This window comes from Paracoccus laeviglucosivorans, assembly GCF_900182695.1.
Classification (GTDB): domain Bacteria; phylum Pseudomonadota; class Alphaproteobacteria; order Rhodobacterales; family Rhodobacteraceae; genus Paracoccus; species Paracoccus laeviglucosivorans.
Genome location: NZ_FXTK01000003.1, coordinates 290,857 through 306,563, shown reverse-complemented (window position 1 = coordinate 306,563; position 15,707 = coordinate 290,857). Strand labels below are relative to the sequence as shown.

At 62.3% G+C, this 15,707-nt stretch carries 14 protein-coding genes and 1 tRNA gene; 12 read left to right on the top strand and 3 right to left on the bottom strand.

Annotated features, from left to right (window positions below; translation table 11 throughout):
- Window positions 1–4: 4 nt before the first annotated feature.
- The 4 genes from FN835_RS05320 to FN835_RS05305 all read left to right on the top strand — a co-directional run bounded on the left by FN835_RS05320 (window position 5) and on the right by FN835_RS05305 (window position 2,425).
- Entirely contained in the window at window positions 5–496 is a 492-nt protein-coding gene (locus FN835_RS05320; RefSeq protein ID WP_142662153.1) for a hypothetical protein, read from the top strand.
- 10 nt (window positions 497–506) lie between these two features.
- Window positions 507–1,094 (top strand): Yip1 family protein, encoded by a 588-nt coding sequence (locus FN835_RS05315; RefSeq protein WP_142662152.1) that lies wholly within the window; start codon window positions 507–509, stop codon window positions 1,092–1,094.
- Entirely contained in the window at window positions 1,091–2,302 is a 1,212-nt protein-coding gene (locus FN835_RS05310) for a cysteine desulfurase (protein WP_142662151.1), read from the top strand. The genes FN835_RS05315 and FN835_RS05310 overlap by 4 nt, the downstream gene beginning before the upstream one ends.
- Before the next feature lie 46 nt (window positions 2,303–2,348).
- A tRNA-Arg gene (locus FN835_RS05305) sits at window positions 2,349–2,425 on the top strand.
- A 586-nt stretch (window positions 2,426–3,011) separates the two neighbouring features.
- Here the strand turns inward: FN835_RS05305 and FN835_RS05300 are convergent.
- Entirely contained in the window at window positions 3,012–3,356 is a 345-nt protein-coding gene (locus FN835_RS05300; protein ID WP_142662150.1) for a hypothetical protein, read from the bottom strand.
- A gap of 53 nt (window positions 3,357–3,409) precedes the next feature.
- On the opposite strand from FN835_RS05300, the gene FN835_RS21175 reads away from it, so the two are divergent.
- Both FN835_RS21175 and FN835_RS05290 read left to right on the top strand, forming a co-directional pair.
- Window positions 3,410–3,751 (top strand): hypothetical protein, encoded by a 342-nt coding sequence (locus FN835_RS21175; RefSeq protein WP_185958589.1) that lies wholly within the window; start codon window positions 3,410–3,412, stop codon window positions 3,749–3,751.
- Entirely contained in the window at window positions 3,663–4,265 is a 603-nt protein-coding gene (locus FN835_RS05290) for an autoinducer binding domain-containing protein (protein ID WP_142662148.1), read from the top strand. The genes FN835_RS21175 and FN835_RS05290 overlap by 89 nt, the downstream gene beginning before the upstream one ends.
- Before the next feature lie 35 nt (window positions 4,266–4,300).
- Here the strand turns inward: FN835_RS05290 and FN835_RS05285 are convergent, their stop codons facing one another.
- The gene (locus FN835_RS05285; RefSeq protein ID WP_142662147.1) at window positions 4,301–5,686 is read right to left on the bottom strand and encodes a dipeptidase; all 1,386 of its coding nucleotides are present in this window, start codon (window positions 5,684–5,686) and stop codon (window positions 4,301–4,303) included.
- Window positions 5,687–5,849: 163 nt separating this feature from the next.
- Here FN835_RS05285 and hemA point away from each other — a divergent pair, with 163 nt between their 5' ends.
- The 3 genes from hemA to ispG all read left to right on the top strand — a co-directional run bounded on the left by hemA (window position 5,850) and on the right by ispG (window position 9,664).
- On the top strand, window positions 5,850–7,079 hold the full coding sequence (gene hemA, locus FN835_RS05280) for a 5-aminolevulinate synthase (protein ID WP_142662146.1): 1,230 nt from the start codon (window positions 5,850–5,852) through the stop codon (window positions 7,077–7,079).
- A gap of 105 nt (window positions 7,080–7,184) precedes the next feature.
- Window positions 7,185–8,423, top strand: a complete 1,239-nt coding sequence (locus FN835_RS05275; RefSeq protein WP_142662145.1) for a helix-turn-helix domain-containing protein — start codon at window positions 7,185–7,187, stop codon at window positions 8,421–8,423.
- 116 nt (window positions 8,424–8,539) lie between these two features.
- On the top strand, window positions 8,540–9,664 hold the full coding sequence (gene ispG, locus FN835_RS05270) for a flavodoxin-dependent (E)-4-hydroxy-3-methylbut-2-enyl-diphosphate synthase (RefSeq protein WP_142662144.1): 1,125 nt from the start codon (window positions 8,540–8,542) through the stop codon (window positions 9,662–9,664).
- A gap of 129 nt (window positions 9,665–9,793) precedes the next feature.
- Here the strand turns inward: ispG and FN835_RS05265 are convergent, their stop codons facing one another.
- Window positions 9,794–10,543, bottom strand: coding sequence for a DsbA family protein (locus FN835_RS05265; protein ID WP_142662143.1), 750 nt, complete (start codon window positions 10,541–10,543; stop codon window positions 9,794–9,796).
- Window positions 10,544–10,700: 157 nt separating this feature from the next.
- Here FN835_RS05265 and FN835_RS05260 point away from each other — a divergent pair, with 157 nt between their 5' ends.
- The 3 genes from FN835_RS05260 to FN835_RS05250 all read left to right on the top strand — a co-directional run bounded on the left by FN835_RS05260 (window position 10,701) and on the right by FN835_RS05250 (window position 15,674).
- Window positions 10,701–11,834: a pyridoxal phosphate-dependent aminotransferase gene (locus FN835_RS05260; protein WP_142662142.1), complete on the top strand. Its 1,134-nt coding sequence runs from the start codon at window positions 10,701–10,703 to the stop codon at window positions 11,832–11,834.
- Complete coding sequence (locus tag FN835_RS05255; RefSeq protein WP_142662141.1) at window positions 11,831–13,063, top strand: N-acetylmuramoyl-L-alanine amidase; 1,233 nt, start codon at window positions 11,831–11,833, stop codon at window positions 13,061–13,063. The genes FN835_RS05260 and FN835_RS05255 overlap by 4 nt, the downstream gene beginning before the upstream one ends.
- Before the next feature lie 73 nt (window positions 13,064–13,136).
- On the top strand, window positions 13,137–15,674 hold the full coding sequence (locus FN835_RS05250; protein ID WP_142662140.1) for a penicillin-binding protein 1A: 2,538 nt from the start codon (window positions 13,137–13,139) through the stop codon (window positions 15,672–15,674).
- Window positions 15,675–15,707 lie beyond the last annotated feature (33 nt).

The following is a 15,707-nucleotide window of genomic DNA, read 5'->3' as shown; positions in this document are numbered from 1 at the left end:
GACCATGCAGTCCGGGATCGTCCCGCGCATTGTGCAAAGCTGGTGGGCGCCGGGCAGGGTGGTTACGTCCCTGCGCGGCATCCCCGACCGGGCGCTGGTCGTCATCCTGATGGCGGCGATGCTGATGTTTCTGGTCGCGCAGACACCTGAACATGCGCGGGCGGCGCATCTGGACCCCTCGGTTCCGATGGCTGCGCGGATGGCGGGGGCTGCGACGGCGGTGCTGTTCATGATGCCGCTGGTGGCCTACGCGCTGGCGGCGCTGGTCGCGGGATTGTCGCGGCTGACACCATGGCGGATTGATCCGCAGGCGTCCCGGCTGGCGCTGTTCTGGGCGCTGCTGGCCGTCGCGCCCGCGATGTTGCTGGCGGGACTGACGGCGGGGCTGGTCGGCCCCGGTCCGGCGCTGACCTTGACCCGCGCGGTGGCGGGCCTTGGTTTTCTGATGATATGGGGCGCGGGGCTGCGTGCGGTGTCCACCGCATCCGCGCAATGACGGAGCATTCATGAATTTCCGCGATCTGGGCGAACTGATGGTGACCACGCTGCGCAATCCGGCGCAGGGCGTGGCGGTGCTGCGCGGGCTGGATCTGTCCATGGCCGAGCGGTGGATGGTGCTGGGCGTGGCCGTCTGCCTGTCGACGCTGCTGGCTGGCATCGCCCGTGTCATGTTTCCGCCCATGTCTCAGGATGCGCTGACAGCGATCCTGTCGGTTCCGATGTCTCTGGCTGTGCTGCAATTGGGGGCCATGGTGATTTCGGCCATCGCCATCACCGTCATCGGACGGGCATTCGGCGGTCAGGGCGCGTTCGATGACGCGGTGCTGCTGATCGGCTGGGTCGAGCTGATCCTTGTCGGGCTGCAGGCTGTGCAACTGGTTGCAATGCTGCTGTTTCCCGGCACTGCTTCGCTGATGTCGATTATCGCCTTTGCCATTTCGGTCTATCTGACGATTGCGATGACCAAGGCGCTGCATGGGTTCCAAAGCACCGCCAAGGTCGCACTTGGGTTCATCGGCAGCGTGTTTCTGCTGGGTTTCGTGCTGTCGATCATCGCCGCCGCATTTGGCATTCTACCGGAGGTCGCTCCATGAGCTTCGACATCGAAAAAGTCCGCGCTGATTTTCCGATCCTGTCGCGTCAGGTCAACGGTCGTCCGCTGGTCTATCTGGACAGCGGCGCATCGTCGCAAAAGCCGCGTCAGGTGATCGACGCGATCACCCGCGCCTATGAGGGTGAGTATGCCAACGTTCATCGCGGCCTGCATTACCTGTCGAACCTCGCGACCGAAAATTACGAACGGGTGCGCGCGATCATCGCGCGTTTCCTGAACGCCCCGCACGAAGATGAGGTGATCTTCACCTCTGGTTCGACCGAGGGGATCAACCTTGTCTCCTATGGCTGGGCCGCGCCGCGGCTGCAGCCGGGCGATGAGATCGTGCTTTCGGTGCTGGAACATCACGCCAATATCGTGCCGTGGCATTTCCTGCGCGAACGTCAGGGCGTGGTGCTGAAATGGGTCGAGCCCGAGCCCGATGGCAGCCTGCCGGCTGAGAAAGTGCTGGCTGCGGTCGGGCCGAAGACCCGGCTTGTTGCGGTGACGCATATGTCGAACGTGACTGGCACGGTGGTCGATGTTGCCGCCATCGCGCGCGGCACGGATGTCCCGGTGCTGGTCGATGGCAGTCAGGGCGCGGTCCATATGCCGGTGGATGTCGGTGCTTTGGGCGTCGATTTCTACTGCATCACCGGGCACAAGCTTTACGGCCCCTCGGGGTCGGGGGCGATCTGGATTTCGCGTGAACGTCAGGCCGAGATGCGCCCCTTTATGGGCGGCGGCGACATGATCCGCACCGTTACGCGCGAAAGCGTGGATTATGCCGATCCGCCGCTGCGGTTCGAGGCGGGGACGCCCGGCATCGTCAACCAGATCGGTCTGGGCGCTGCGCTGGAATACCTGATGGAGCTTGGCATGGAGAATGTCGCGGCCCATGAACGCGGCATCCGCGATTACGCGCGCGACCGGCTGCGCAGCCTGAACTGGGTTTCGGTTCAGGGCGATGCGGCGGACAAGGGTGCGATCTTCTCGTTGACGATGGAGGGGGCACATGCCCATGACATCTCGACCATTCTGGACAAGCGTGGCATCGCCGTCAGGGCAGGGACACATTGCGCCATGCCGCTGCTGGATTTCTTTGGGGTTTCGGCAACGGCGCGCGCCAGTTTTGCGATGTATAACACCAAGGCCGAGGTAGATGTCCTGATCGACGGGCTGGCCTTTTGCCGAGAGCTTTTCGCCTGATCCCCATTGCAGAGCCGCAAGTTAGCGGCTATGCAATCGCAAGGTTGCACCCATAGCTCAGCTGGATAGAGCGCTGCCCTCCGAAGGCAGAGGTCAGAGGTTCGAATCCTCTTGGGTGCGCCATTTTCTTTTAAAATCAATGATTTAACGGCGAGAAAAACTGCTGGGGCTATCTGCTGCAATTTGGTTCAGCACCAGTTCAGCAAGCGAAGAACATCGGCGCAGGGGCTATCCGTGTGCAATCTCTATACGACGAAGCGCACCCCAGCTGAAATCGCGAGCCTCTTCCCGGCGCGCGACAGAACCGGCAATGAGCCGTGGAAAACCGATGTTTATCCCCGATTACCTCGCGCCGATCATCCGGCACGGTGACGAAGGGGCAGAAATGGCGATGGCCCGCTGGGGAATGCCCTCGCTGCCCCGTGGTCTTAAGTCCCGATAGTATGATCAGGCATTCGTGGTTCAGCCACACCAATCATGGCAGCGATTTCAATCTCGGTCAGTCTTGTCACAATCCGTTTTTGATAGTTGAAGGTTCCGCCGGGCAGGGTGTCATCATAGCGTCGCTGACCTTGCACTTGTAGCCGACCTTCAAAGACAAGGTGACGCCTGAAGCGACGGTAGAAAGGCGCGCCCTCGCTTCGTTTGACATCGCCCTCTATCACTCCACAAAAGCAGGTGTTGTCAGATATGGAACAGCCTCCGGTGATTAGGATCGTTCCGACCGTTCCGTCAGTTCTGTAAAAGGCGCGGCCGCTATGTATTCAGTGTTTTCGCGTGTGACGACAGGAGGATTGATGGCGGCGGTGACTTCGGGCGGAACGCGGTCTTTTTGCAGGGGTTGTCTGGGTCCTGCTAGCGCAGCATAGCCAATAGCCTTACCAGCTTCGGCACCAATAGCAGCCCATATGGAGCTTTGTGCCTCGTTATCGTCCCCAATCCCTATCGAGTAGTCGTAGAACCATAAGCAGTCATCAATCGTGACGGTCGGTCTGCCGCGCTTTGCGAGCCTTCTATTCAAATCTTTAAGTGCTTGCTGGGCTTTGATCGACACCAACGCCCTCGCGATCGGCCGGGTTCAATAGATCGAGACATTCATGATAGTGGATGGCGCGATGGCTGACCTTCGCCTCAATACAGATGCGCAAAGCGGCCAAACAGGTTCAGTCGGTGAGGCGCGCCACCAATCCTGTCCTTATCGCCACAGATGGATATGCGCGCTTGGTTGCGGTCGGATGGGACGTGCCCTATAGCCGCGACATTCATTTCGCGGTTTTCTTGCGCATCGGTGGCGGCTTTCAGAATGCCGAAACAGGTTATAAAATTCGCGGTGCCGAACCGCATCTGAGGAATTTGACCCGTGACCTTTTCGGTGGAAGCGGAACTGCGCGCGATCTCGTTGCTGGCGTCAGCGGGCTATTACATGGGCATCCGCATCCGCGAAGCTAAAGCCGATCTTGTTTACAACACGTATCCGCCGCAATGGCAGCAACGCTATCTGGCGATGTCCTACAAGCTGCGCGATCCGATCATCGCCTGGGCCTATGCCAATAACGGCGCCGCACATTGGAGCGATATTGCCCAAAACGATGCGGCTGGCGTGATCGCGGATGCGGCGCGGCATGGGTTGGTGCATGGGCTGGTCGTCACGGTGGGCGCGATCGGCGCGCGCACCATCGCAGGGTTTGCGCGGCCTGATCGTCCTTTTTCGCTAGCCGAGGCGGAGTATCTGCAGGCCGCGTTGCATCGTATGCACCGCCATGCCCGCCCGAAGGCTGTCACGGTGCGCGAATTGCACGCGCTGCGGCTGGTCGCGGCGGGTAAGACCTATGCCATTGCCGCGCATATGCTGGGGATTTCCGAAGGGGCGCTGCGGGCGCGCCTGACCTCGGCACGCAGTCGCCTGGGCGCGCGAACGGTGCCCGAGGCGATCCAGATCGCCCGCCAGCAAAACATCATCTGATGGTGGGCGCACCGTCACCGATGCGCCCGCGAAGGTCAGCTTAGCGCCGCCAGAATACGCGCCCAGCTGCGCGCGCCTTTGGCGAAGCTGTCCAGATCGTATTTCTCATTGGGCGAATGGATGCGGTCATCGTCGCGACCAAAGCCGATCAGCATGGAATCCATGCCAAGGATTTCCTTGAAATCCCCGGCAATCGGGATCGAACCGCCCGCGCCGATATAGGCTGCCTCGCGGCCCCATTCCTGCGAAAGCGCCGTTTTTGCCGCGGCGAAGGCGGGATCGGTGATGTCCATGCGGCTGGCGTGGCTGGCACCGTGGTCGTGGAATTCCACGCGGCAATCGGCGGGCAGGGCGGCGCGGATATGGGCGCGGAACGCATCGCGGATCGCCAGCGGATCTTGCGTCCCGGTCAGGCGGAAGCTGACCTTGGCGCGCGCCTCGGCGGGCAGAACGGTCTTGAAGCCTTCGCCGGTATAGCCGCCGGTGATGCCGTTGATTTCGAAGGTCGGCTGGTTCCAGACCATCTCAAGCCCGGTGCGGCCCTTTTCGCCGATGGGATGTTTCAGGCCGACGCGGGACAGAAATTCGCTGGCGTCAAAGCGCAGGTCGTCCCAATCGGCGCGCAGCTCGTTCGAAAGCTCGGGCACGCCATCGTAAAAGCCGGGCAGAGTGACGCGGCCATTTTCGTCTTTAACGGTCGAAAGCGCGTTCACAAGGATCTGGATCGGGTTTGCCGCCAGCCCGCCGAAGCTACCGGAATGCAGGTCGCGATCGGCGGCGTGGATCACGATTTCCTCGCCATACAAACCGCGCAGCTGAGTTGTGATGGCGGGGCGGCCATCGGAATACATGCCGGTATCGCAGATCATCGCGATGCCCGCGCGCAGTTCATCGGCATTGTCGCGCAGGAACGGCTGCAGGCTGGGCGAGCCGGATTCCTCCTCGCCCTCGAACAGCAGGGTCAGGTCGGTGGGCAGCGCGCCGTGGACGGCTTTCCACGCGCGAAACGCCTCGATAAAGGTCATCAGCTGGCCCTTGTCGTCGGCGGCGCCGCGCGCGCGGATCACGCGGCCAGCAGGGGTTTCCTGAATTTCCGGCTCGAACGGGGGGCGGTCCCACAGGGTCAGCGGATCGACCGGCTGCACGTCGTAATGGCCATAGAACAGCAGGCCGCGACGGTCGCCCTTGGGTGAATGCGCAACGACCATCGGGTGGCCGGGTGTGTCGCGCACCGATGCGTCAAAGCCAAGCCCCGCCAGTTCGGCGCATAGCCATTCCGCCGCATCGCGCACGTCGTCCTTATGCGCCGGATCGGTTGAAATCGACGGGATGCGCAGGAACTCCACTAGACGGTCCAGGGCCTGCGGCAATCCTTTATCCAGCGTTGAAAGAACTTCCTCGATCCGGGAATTATCCTGCATTTTCCGCCTTTCCTTAGCGTTTGGGTCAGACAAAAACCATGGTTCCATGGTCGTAATGCGACATTTTGACCCTGTATTTTCCTTGCCCTGCCGCGTATCTAAGCATGACCCGTGGGACCATGATCCCCCAAGCGACCAAGTTCAAGCAAGGCAAGGGAGCCAGATGGATTATAACGCCGCCCTCGACCAGGCTATCGGTAAATTGCACGAAGAAGGGCGCTACCGCACCTTCATCGACATTGAGCGGCGTAAAGGCTCCTACCCACATGCGACCTGGACCCGCCCCGATGGGACCGAGAGCCAGATCACCGTCTGGTGCGGCAACGACTATCTTGGCATGGGCCAGCATCCGGTTGTTCTGGCCGCCATGCACGAGGCGCTGGACGCCACTGGCGCGGGTTCGGGTGGCACGCGCAACATTTCCGGCACGACCGTCTATCACAAGCGGCTTGAGGCCGAGCTGGCCGATCTGCACGGCAAGCAATCCGCGCTGGTCTTTTCCAGCGCCTATATCGCCAATGATGCGACGCTTTCGACCCTTCGCAAGCTGTTCCCCGGCCTGATCATCTATTCCGATACGCTGAACCACGCCTCGATGATCGAGGGGATCAAGCGCGGTGAGGGGGCCAAGCGCATCTTCCGCCACAATGATGTCGCGCATCTGCGCGAATTGCTGGAAGCCGACGACCCCGAGGCGCCGAAGCTGATTGCCTTTGAATCGATCTATTCGATGGACGGCGATTTCGGCCCCATCGCGGAAATCTGCGATCTGGCCGATGAATTCAACGCGTTGACCTATCTGGACGAAGTGCATGCCGTGGGCATGTATGGCCCCCACGGTGGCGGTGTGGCCGAACGCGACGGGCTGCTGGACCGGATCGACATTTTCAACGGCACGCTGGGCAAGGCCTTTGGCGTGTTCGGCGGCTATATCGCCGCCTCGGCCAAGATGTGCGATGCAGTGCGTTCCTATGCGCCGGGTTTCATCTTTACCACGTCGTTGCCGCCTGCGGTCGCGGCGGGTGCTGCGGCCTCGATCGCGTTTCTGAAAACGGCCGAGGGGCAGTTGCTGCGCGATCAGCAACAGCTGAATGCCCGTATCCTGAAGATGCGCCTGCGCGGTCTGGGAATGCCGATTATGGATCATGGCAGCCATATCGTGCCCGTTCATGTCGGCAACCCGGTGCATTGCAAGGCGCTGTCGGACATGCTGCTGGCCGATTTCGGCATCTATGTGCAGCCCATCAACTTTCCCACCGTGCCACGCGGGACCGAGCGTTTGCGCTTTACCCCGTCGCCGGTGCATTCGCCCAAGGAAATCGACGCACTGGTCAAGGCGATGGACGCGCTGTGGTCGATGTGCAAGCTCAACCGTTCGGCGAATGTCGCCTGACGGTTGAGGGGTGATATGCTCTCGCAGCCGTGATAACCTTGCTTTAATGAAGTTCTGAGACCTTCCCGATTCGGAAGGTGAGCAGCAAGAATGGGGCAGGCGTTGATGATCGGGCTGAGGGGGAATTCCCCAATGCATCATGATGAGCAGGCGGGTTTGCCGCCAGGCTTTGATGATCCGGATATCCGGCTGGGCGACCTGATGCGGGGCGAACGCGCCACGTTGGGCAAGTCGCTTCTGGACGTGCAACGAGAGTTGCGCATCCGCGCGTCTTATGTCGCCGCCATTGAAAACTGCGATATTTCCGCCTTCGACGCGCCCAGCTTCATCGCGGGCTATGTGCGCTCCTATGCCCGCTATCTGGGGATGGACAGCGACTGGACATTCCGCCGCTTTTGTCAGGAATCGGGCTTTCAGCCGTCGCATGGCATGATGGCGCAGGCAGCGGGACCCAAACCGCAGCGCCGCCCGTCTGACCCGGCCGAGGCGTTGGCAAATCCGCATCCTATCTTTCTGCCCAAGCCTGAAAGCATGTGGTCCTCGATCGAGCCGCGGGCCATCGGCTCGGTTCTGGTCATGGCGCTTCTGGCCTGTGGTCTGGGCTATGGCGGCTGGTCCGTCCTCCAAGAGGTGCAAAAGGTCAACCTGACGCCGGGCAATCAGGCACCGGGCGTCATCGCCACGCTTGACCCCGTGCAAGAGGCGGCCGAACCCGAGATGATCGAATCCGCGCAGGTCAACCTGCCGCGTCCCGAGGGTCTGGATCGCACCTATCGCCCGCAAGCCCTGGAAGTGCCCGTCCTGATTGCGCGCGATGGCCCCATTGCCGCCATCGATCCGGGTCTGAACGCCCCTGCGATGCAACCCGAAACCATTGTGACCAGCGTGGACATCGCGGCTGGTGCGGTGTCGCCCGCCGTCGCTGCGGGCAAAGTCTTTGGCCCCGAAATTCCTGAAGATACCGCAGTGGTCCGAACCGTGGCCCCGGACGCCGCCGGGATCGAGATTTTGGCCGCGCGCCCCGCCTGGGTCCGCGTCACCTCGGCTGACGGCACGATCCTTCTGGAAAAGACCATGGATGCGGGCGAACGCTTTTCCCTGCCCAAGCTGGAAGCGCCGCCGATCCTGCGCGCGGGCAATTCCGGCGCGGTCTATTTCGCGGTGAACGGCCAGACCTATGGCCCCGCTGCACCGGGCGCGAACGTTGTCAAGAACGTGGAACTTTCGCCCGAGGCGCTGACGGCCAAGCTGGCCTTTGCCGACCCCAAGAAAGACCCGGAACTGGCGCAGATGATCGCGCTTGCATCCGCCGATCCGGTCGAGCCGAAAAAGGTTCAGGAATAATCACACGGGTCACGGCTGCGGCATCCTGCGCGGGCTTTTGCCTTGGGTGGGTTGCCCGTCGGGCCGCATGGGCCTATCTGTGACGCAAACCTTCCCGCGCTCAAAAGGCCATCGCCATGTCGCATAATCCGATCCGTCCCTGGCGCAATATCGACCGGCGCAAATCGCGTCAGATCATGGTCGGGCGCGTTCCCGTGGGGGGCGATGCGCCGATCAGCGTCCAGACCATGACGAACACGGATAGCAGCGACGTGCGCGCCACGCTGGACCAGATCATCCGCGCGGCGGATGCGGGTGCAGACATCGTGCGCGTCTCGACCCCCGACCAATCCTCGACGCAGGCTTTGCGCGAAATCTGCCGCGAAAGCCCGGTGCCGATCGTGGCCGACATCCATTTCCACTACAAACGCGCGATCGAGGCCGCCGAGGCGGGCGCGGCCTGCCTGCGCATCAACCCCGGCAATATCGGCGACGCGGCCCGCGTGCGCGAAGTGATCAAGGCGGCCAAGGACCATGGCTGTTCGATCCGCATCGGCGTGAACGCGGGCAGTCTGGAAAAACACCTGCTGGAAAAATACGGCGAGCCTTGCCCGGATGCGATGGTGGAATCCGGCCTGGATCACATCAAGATCCTGCAAGACAACGATTTTCACGAATTCAAGATCAGCGTCAAAGCCTCCGACGTGTTCCTGGCCGCCGCCGCCTATCAACAACTGGCCGAGGCGACCGACGCCCCCATTCACCTTGGCATCACCGAGGCGGGCGGCTTCGTCGGCGGCACGGTGAAATCCGCCATCGGGCTTGGCAATCTGCTGTGGATGGGCATCGGCGACACGATCCGCGTCAGCCTCTCTGCCGATCCCGTCGAAGAGGTGAAGGTCGGCTTCGAGATCCTGAAATCGCTTGGCCTGCGCACCCGCGGCGTGCAGATCATTTCCTGCCCCAGCTGCGCGCGTCAGGGCTTCGACGTCATCAAGACGGTCGAAACGCTGGAAAAACGGCTTGAACACATCAAACAACCGATGAGCCTTTCGATCATCGGCTGCGTGGTCAACGGCCCCGGAGAGGCGCTGATGACCGATATCGGCTTTACCGGCGGCGGTGCGGGCGCGGGCATGGTCTATCTTGCGGGCAAACAGAACCACAAGATGACCAATGACCAGATGGTCGATCACATCGTCGAGCTGGTGGAAAAACGCGCCGCCGAACTCGACGCTGCCGCAGCCCAAGCCGCGGAATAGCGGCAGACCCGCAGGCCGAATGCCAAAAACCTGCGCCGACATATGAAAAAGGGGCGGCAAGCCCACCCCTTCTTAGTTCTGCAAATACCCAAATCGCGCCGCAGCCACAGGCGCGGCGGCGGGCCGCTCTCAGCCCTCTTTCGCCGCCCGGATCTGTTCAACCGCAGCCGCCATTCCCGATTGCGGGATGCCACGTAGCATCTCGCCTTCGATGATAAAGGTCGGGGTGCCCTGAATGTTCATGCCCTGCGCAAGCTGCTTGTTGGCGCGCAGAACGGCCATGACCTCTTCGCCGTTCATGCGGTCGATGACGGCTTTGGGATCGGCACCGACTTCCTCGGCCAGCTTGGTCAGGCTTTCCAGATTGACCGGCCCGCGTGACGCCATAAGCGCATCATGCGCCTTCTTATAGGCATCGGGCCCCGCAACCTGCTGCAGCGAAACCGCAAAGCGTGCGGCCATTTCGCTTTCCGCAGTCAGGATCGGGAATTCCTTGATGATGAAACGGATATTTCCGTCCTTCTGGACCAGTTCTTCAAGCTCGGGGTTTACCTTCTTGCAGTAACCGCAGCGGTAATCCACGAATTCGACCAGCGTGATGTCGCCGTCCGGGTTGCCGCCGACCCAGCTATGGCCGTCGTCAAAGATTGCGTCCCTGTTCTGTTCGACCAGCAGCTTGTCGTTCTTGCTTTCATCGGCCATGCGACGTTCTTCCATGGCGTTGATCGCTTCGACGAGCACCTCGGGATTGGCCATCAAATAGTCGCGGACGGCAGCACCGAAGGCGGCTTTTTCGGTGTCGTTCATCGCGGCGGGATCAAAGGCCATTGCGGGCAGGGCGGTCGCCGTCAGCAGGGCGGCGGTCAGAATGGCTTTCATCGGATGTCCTTTCATTTGGCGCGAAGCTTGACCCGCAGTGCAAGCCATTGCAAGCCGCGAAGGTTCCATGCGGCGCACGCTTCACGCGGGCTTGACCGCTTGCGCTTGACCCGACCCGTTCAAGTTGTGATACCGCTGAAAAACCATGAGGGATCAGATGAAACAGTCGCGCCGGGGGCAGGTCGATCCCTTCATCGTCATGGACGTCATGGAAGCCGCCCGCAAGGCTGAGGCCGCAGGCCGCCACATCATCCACATGGAGGTGGGCCAACCCTCGACCCCGGCGCCGGCGGGGGCGCGGCGGGCGCTGGCCTTGGCGTTGGAACAACCTTTGGGATATACGGTCGCGCTGGGTCTGCCCGCGCTGCGCCAAGGCATCGCGCAACTTTACCGTCGCTGGTATGGCGTCGATCTGGACCCCGCCCGCGTGGTCGTGACGCCAGGCAGCAGCGGCGCGTTCATTCTTGCCTTTTCCGCGCTGTTCGATGCTGGCGACCGCGTGGCGCTGGGTGAGCCGGGTTATCCCAGCTATCGCCAGATCCTGCGGGCCATGTCGCTGGAACCCGTGGGCATCCCGACCCGTCCCGAGGACCGCTATCAGCCGCGCCCGCAGGATTTGCCGCAGGCGCAGGGTTTGATCCTTGCCTCGCCCGGTAATCCGTCGGGCACGGTGCTGCGGCGCGATGAACTGGCGGCGCTGACCGCGCGCGCGGCAGAATTGGGGATGGCCGTCATCTCGGACGAAATCTATCACGGTCTGGATTACGGCGCCGGGTTCCATTCCGCGCTTGAGGTGACGGATGATGTTTTCGTCATCAACAGCTTTTCCAAGTATTTCAGCATGACCGGCTGGCGCGTCGGCTGGATGGTCGTGCCGGAACACATGATCCGCACCGTCGAGCGCATTGCACAGAACATGTTCATCTGCCCGCCGCATGCCAGTCAGGTCGCGGCCCTTGCCGCACTGGATTGCATCGACGAGGCGGACCAGAACCTTGCCGTTTATGCCGAAAACCGCCGCCTGATGCTTGAGCGGTTGCCGCAGATCGGCTTTGACCGCATCGCTCCGCCCGAAGGCGCATTCTATATCTATGCCGATGTGTCGGCGCTGACGACCGACAGCCTTGGTTTCGCCGCCGAGATTCTGGACAAGGCAGGCGTCGCCGTGACGCCGGGGCTGGATTTCGACCCGCATCGCGGCGCGCAGACGCTGCGCTTCAGCTATGCCGGATCGACCGCCGACATTGCCGAGGGACTGGAGCGCCTTGCCCGCTTCATGGCCGCGCGATGAGATGGCTTTGCGCGCTTTTGCTGGTATTGCTGGCCGTGCCCGCATGGGCCCAGGCCGAGCGTTCGGCATTGGCGCGGGTCGATCTGGTCAACTCCTCGCTGGTGGCCGAGGGGCGGGATCGCGGCAGACCACGCCCGCTTGAACTGGAACTGACCATCAGCCAGCCCGTGCCTTACCGGGTGTATTTTCTGGACGGCCCGCCGCGCCTTGTCGTGGATTTCCGCGAGATCGACTTTGCGGGCACCGATGCCAATGCGCTGCGGGGGCGCGAACTTGTCCCGGCATTGCGCTGGGGGCGGTTTCGTCCGGGCTGGTCGCGCATGGTCATGGAACTGCCCGGCCCATACGCGCTGCGCACGGCGGTGCAGGCGCCGGCCAGGGGCGGCGCAGCAGGTGCGCTGGTCCGCCTGGACATCGAGCCGGTCGAGGCCGAAGATTTCGTGACGCGCGGCAATGCGCTGTCGGCGCTGTGGGATCTGCCCAAGCCCTCGGCCATCGCGCCACCTGAGGCGCATCGCCATACGGGCCGCCCCCTGCGCATCGCGATCGACCCCGGCCATGGCGGGCACGATCCGGGCGCACAGGTCGGCGCGATATACGAGGCGGCGGTGATGCTGGGATTTGCCCGCGAACTGACCGAAACCCTGACCCGCGCCGGGTTCGAGGTCGTGCCCACGCGCACCGATGACAGCTTCGTGCCGTTGGAACAGCGCATGACCATCGCGCGGGCGGGCAGGGCCGATCTGTTCATCTCGCTTCACGCAGATGCCTTGCCGGTCGGGCAGGCGGCCGGCCTGTCGCTATATACGTGGAATCAGGATGCCGACGACCGCGCGTCGCGCGAACTGGCGATCCGCCACGACCGCGACGATCTGCTGTCCGGGGTGGACCTGCAAGGTGCCGACGATCAGGTGGCGAATGTGTTGATGGACCTTGCCCGCATGGATACCCAGCCCCGCTCCGAGGCTTTTGCGAAATTCGTCGTCTCGGAGCTGAACAAGGCCGGGCTTGCGATGCATAGCCGCCCGATCCGGGGCGCGGCGTTTTCGGTCCTGAAATCACCCGACATCCCCTCGGTTCTTGTGGAACTGGGCTTTCTGACCGATCCGGGCGACCGGGCGAACCTGTTCGATCCGGCGTGGCGCGCGCAGACCGCACAGGCCATCGCGCGGGGGATCGGCGCATGGGCGCAGGACGATGCGATCCGGGCCGGTCTTTCGCGTCGCTGAAACGCCTTGTTGCTTTGACTGAACCCTTTGCTGCAACTATAGAGGCGGGGAGTAAATCCCTGAGGCCGGGCTATTGTTGCGCATCGTAATGTCGTTCTTCGGTGCGATCTTCTCATGGATCGTAACCGGTTTGTTTTTTCTCGCCCTGACCATCGGGGCGGTGTTCTGGATGTATTCGCGTGACCTGCCAAGCCATGAACAGCTTGCACAATACACGCCCAAGACCATCAGCCGCATCTATTCCGGCGAAGGTAAGCTGATCGACGAATTCGCCGAGGAACGGCGCATCTTCGTCCCGATCGCCGATATTCCCGATCTGGTAAAGCAGGCCTTTATCAGCGCCGAGGACAAGAATTTCTATCATCACCACGGCTTCGACCCGCGCGGCATGATTGGCGCGCTGGTGCAGGCGGTGCAGTCGCGCGGTGAAAACGTGCGCGGCGCATCCACCATCACGCAGCAGGTGATGAAGAACTTTCTGCTGTCGTCGGATCGCAGCATCGAGCGCAAGGTCAAGGAACTGATCCTTGCCAACCGGCTGGAACAATCGCTGTCCAAGGACCAGATCCTTGAGCTGTATCTGAACGAGATTTTTCTGGGTCAGAACAGCTTTGGCGTGGCCGCTGCGGCCCAGACCTATTTCAACAAGTCGCTGTCCGAACTGTCCCCGCACGAGGCGGCGATGCTGGCATCCATGCCTCAGGCTCCGGGGCGGTATCATCCCGTCCGCGCCAAGCAGCGCGTGACCGAACGGCGCAACTACGTCCTGCATGAGATGTGGCAGAACGGTTATATCACCGAAGCGACCTATAAGTCCGAGGCGGAACTGCCGCTGCGCTCGGTCCAGAATGGCGATTTCCCGGCCTTTCAGCAGCAATTGCCGCCGCGCGATTACTTTACCGATGAAATCCGCCGCCAGCTTTCGCGTGAATTCGGTTCGGACGAATTCTTCAGCGGCGGCCTGGCGATCCGCGCGACCGTCGAGCCCGATCTGCAAAAGCTGGCGGCCCGATCGCTGCAACGTGCGCTGGAACGCTATGACCGCGGTCGCGGTGTCTGGCGCGGCACAAAGCAGGTGATCCCCGCCGACGACTTGGCAACCGAGGAAAAATGGCGTGCCGCCCTGTCCGCCGCCCCGGTTCCGCGCGACATTCAGGGCTGGTATCCCGCCGTGGTGCTGTCGCTGGGGGCCAACAATGCCGAAATCGGCATCGAGGGCGAAGAGGGCACTGCCGAAATCCCCGCCAAGGACGTGCAATGGGCCCGCAAACGGCTGGATGACGGACGTCTTGGTCCGCGTGCCCGCGTGGCATCCGATCTGCTTTCTGTGGGCGACGTGGTGCTTGTGCGCCAGATGACCAGCGACGACGATGGCAGCTTCATCCGCTGGACGCTGCGGCAGGTGCCCGAGATCGAAGGCGGCTTCATGGCTATGGACGTGAACAACGGCCGCGTCATCGCCATGCAGGGTGGCTTTTCCTATCAAAGCTCGGTCTTCAACCGTGCAACGCAGGCGCAACGCCAGCCCGGTTCCAGCTTCAAGCCGTTCGTCTATGCGGCGGCGCTGGATTCCGGCTTCAACCCCGCGACGATCGTGGTTGATGAGCCGATCACGCTGAACACGCCGCAGGGACTTTGGACGCCCAAGAACTCGTCCGGCAAGTTCTATGGCCCGACCACGATGCGGACCGGGATCGAACAGTCGCGCAACCTGATGACCGTGCGGATCGCGCAGGATATCGGGATGGAAACGGTCGCCACCTATGCCGAGAAATTCGGGGTCTATGATCAGCTGACGCCGTTTCTTGCCAATGCGCTGGGGGCGCAGGAAACCACGCTGTTCAAGATGGTCGCTGCCTATGCCATGTTCGCAAACGGCGGCGAGCGGGTCGAACCGACGCTGGTGGACCGCGTGCAGGACCGCATGGGCCGCACGATCTATCGTCACGACCGCCGCGAATGCATCAACTGTGATCAGGCGAATCTGCCCGCGGGCGCTGCACCCGCCATTGCATCGAACCGCGAACGGGTGATGGATGCGGTCACCGCCTATCAGCTGACTTCCATGATGGAAGGGGTGGTCAAGCGCGGCTCGGGTCGTGGTGTGAACCTGTCGGTTCCGGTGGCGGGCAAGACCGGCACGACCAACGACGCCAAGGACGTGTGGTTCATCGGCTTCACCTCGAACATCGTGGCGGGCTGTTATCTGGGTTATGACCAGCCGCGCACGCTGGGCGAAGATGCCTTTGGCGGCACGCTTTGCGTTCCGGTGTTCAACGAATTCATGCGCGAAGTGGTCAAGGAATATGGCGGCGCCGCCTTCAAGGTTCCGCCGGGCGGCCATTTCGTCAACGTGGACCGCTTTACCGGCGCGATCCTTGGCCCCAATGCCAAGGGTCCGAACGTGATTGCCGAATACTTCCGCGACGGGCAGGATCTTAGCGGGTTGGGCATCGTGGACGGCGGCTTTGCGCGTGTCGATCCGGCGACCTTGCCGATGTTCACCCAGCCCAGCGATCGCGGGCAGGCGGTGACCACATCGACCGGGAAAAAGCGCGTGATCCCGAAAAAGGCCGATTTCGGCACGCTGTCATCGGGCGGGCTTTACTGATCACGGGCGGGGTGGCTTGCGAGAGGCTGCTCT

Excerpts from the sequence above, each read along its gene's own strand:
- ispG (WP_142662144.1), top strand. The coding sequence starts at position 8,540 with ATGTCGCATAATCCGATCCGTCCCTGGCGCAATATCGACCGGCGCAAA.
- FN835_RS05260 (WP_142662142.1), top strand. The coding sequence starts at position 10,701 with ATGAAACAGTCGCGCCGGGGGCAGGTCGATCCCTTCATCGTCATGGAC.
- FN835_RS05285 (WP_142662147.1), bottom strand. The coding sequence starts at position 5,686 with ATGCAGGATAATTCCCGGATCGAGGAAGTTCTTTCAACGCTGGATAAA.
- FN835_RS05255 (WP_142662141.1), top strand. The coding sequence starts at position 11,831 with ATGAGATGGCTTTGCGCGCTTTTGCTGGTATTGCTGGCCGTGCCCGCA.
- hemA (WP_142662146.1), top strand. The coding sequence starts at position 5,850 with ATGGATTATAACGCCGCCCTCGACCAGGCTATCGGTAAATTGCACGAA.
- FN835_RS05310 (WP_142662151.1), top strand. The coding sequence starts at position 1,091 with ATGAGCTTCGACATCGAAAAAGTCCGCGCTGATTTTCCGATCCTGTCG.
- FN835_RS05315 (WP_142662152.1), top strand. The coding sequence starts at position 507 with ATGAATTTCCGCGATCTGGGCGAACTGATGGTGACCACGCTGCGCAAT.
- FN835_RS21175 (WP_185958589.1), top strand. The coding sequence starts at position 3,410 with ATGGCGCGATGGCTGACCTTCGCCTCAATACAGATGCGCAAAGCGGCC.
- FN835_RS05275 (WP_142662145.1), top strand. The coding sequence starts at position 7,185 with ATGATCGGGCTGAGGGGGAATTCCCCAATGCATCATGATGAGCAGGCG.
- FN835_RS05265 (WP_142662143.1), bottom strand. The coding sequence starts at position 10,543 with ATGAAAGCCATTCTGACCGCCGCCCTGCTGACGGCGACCGCCCTGCCC.
- FN835_RS05320 (WP_142662153.1), top strand. The coding sequence starts at position 5 with ATGCAGTCCGGGATCGTCCCGCGCATTGTGCAAAGCTGGTGGGCGCCG.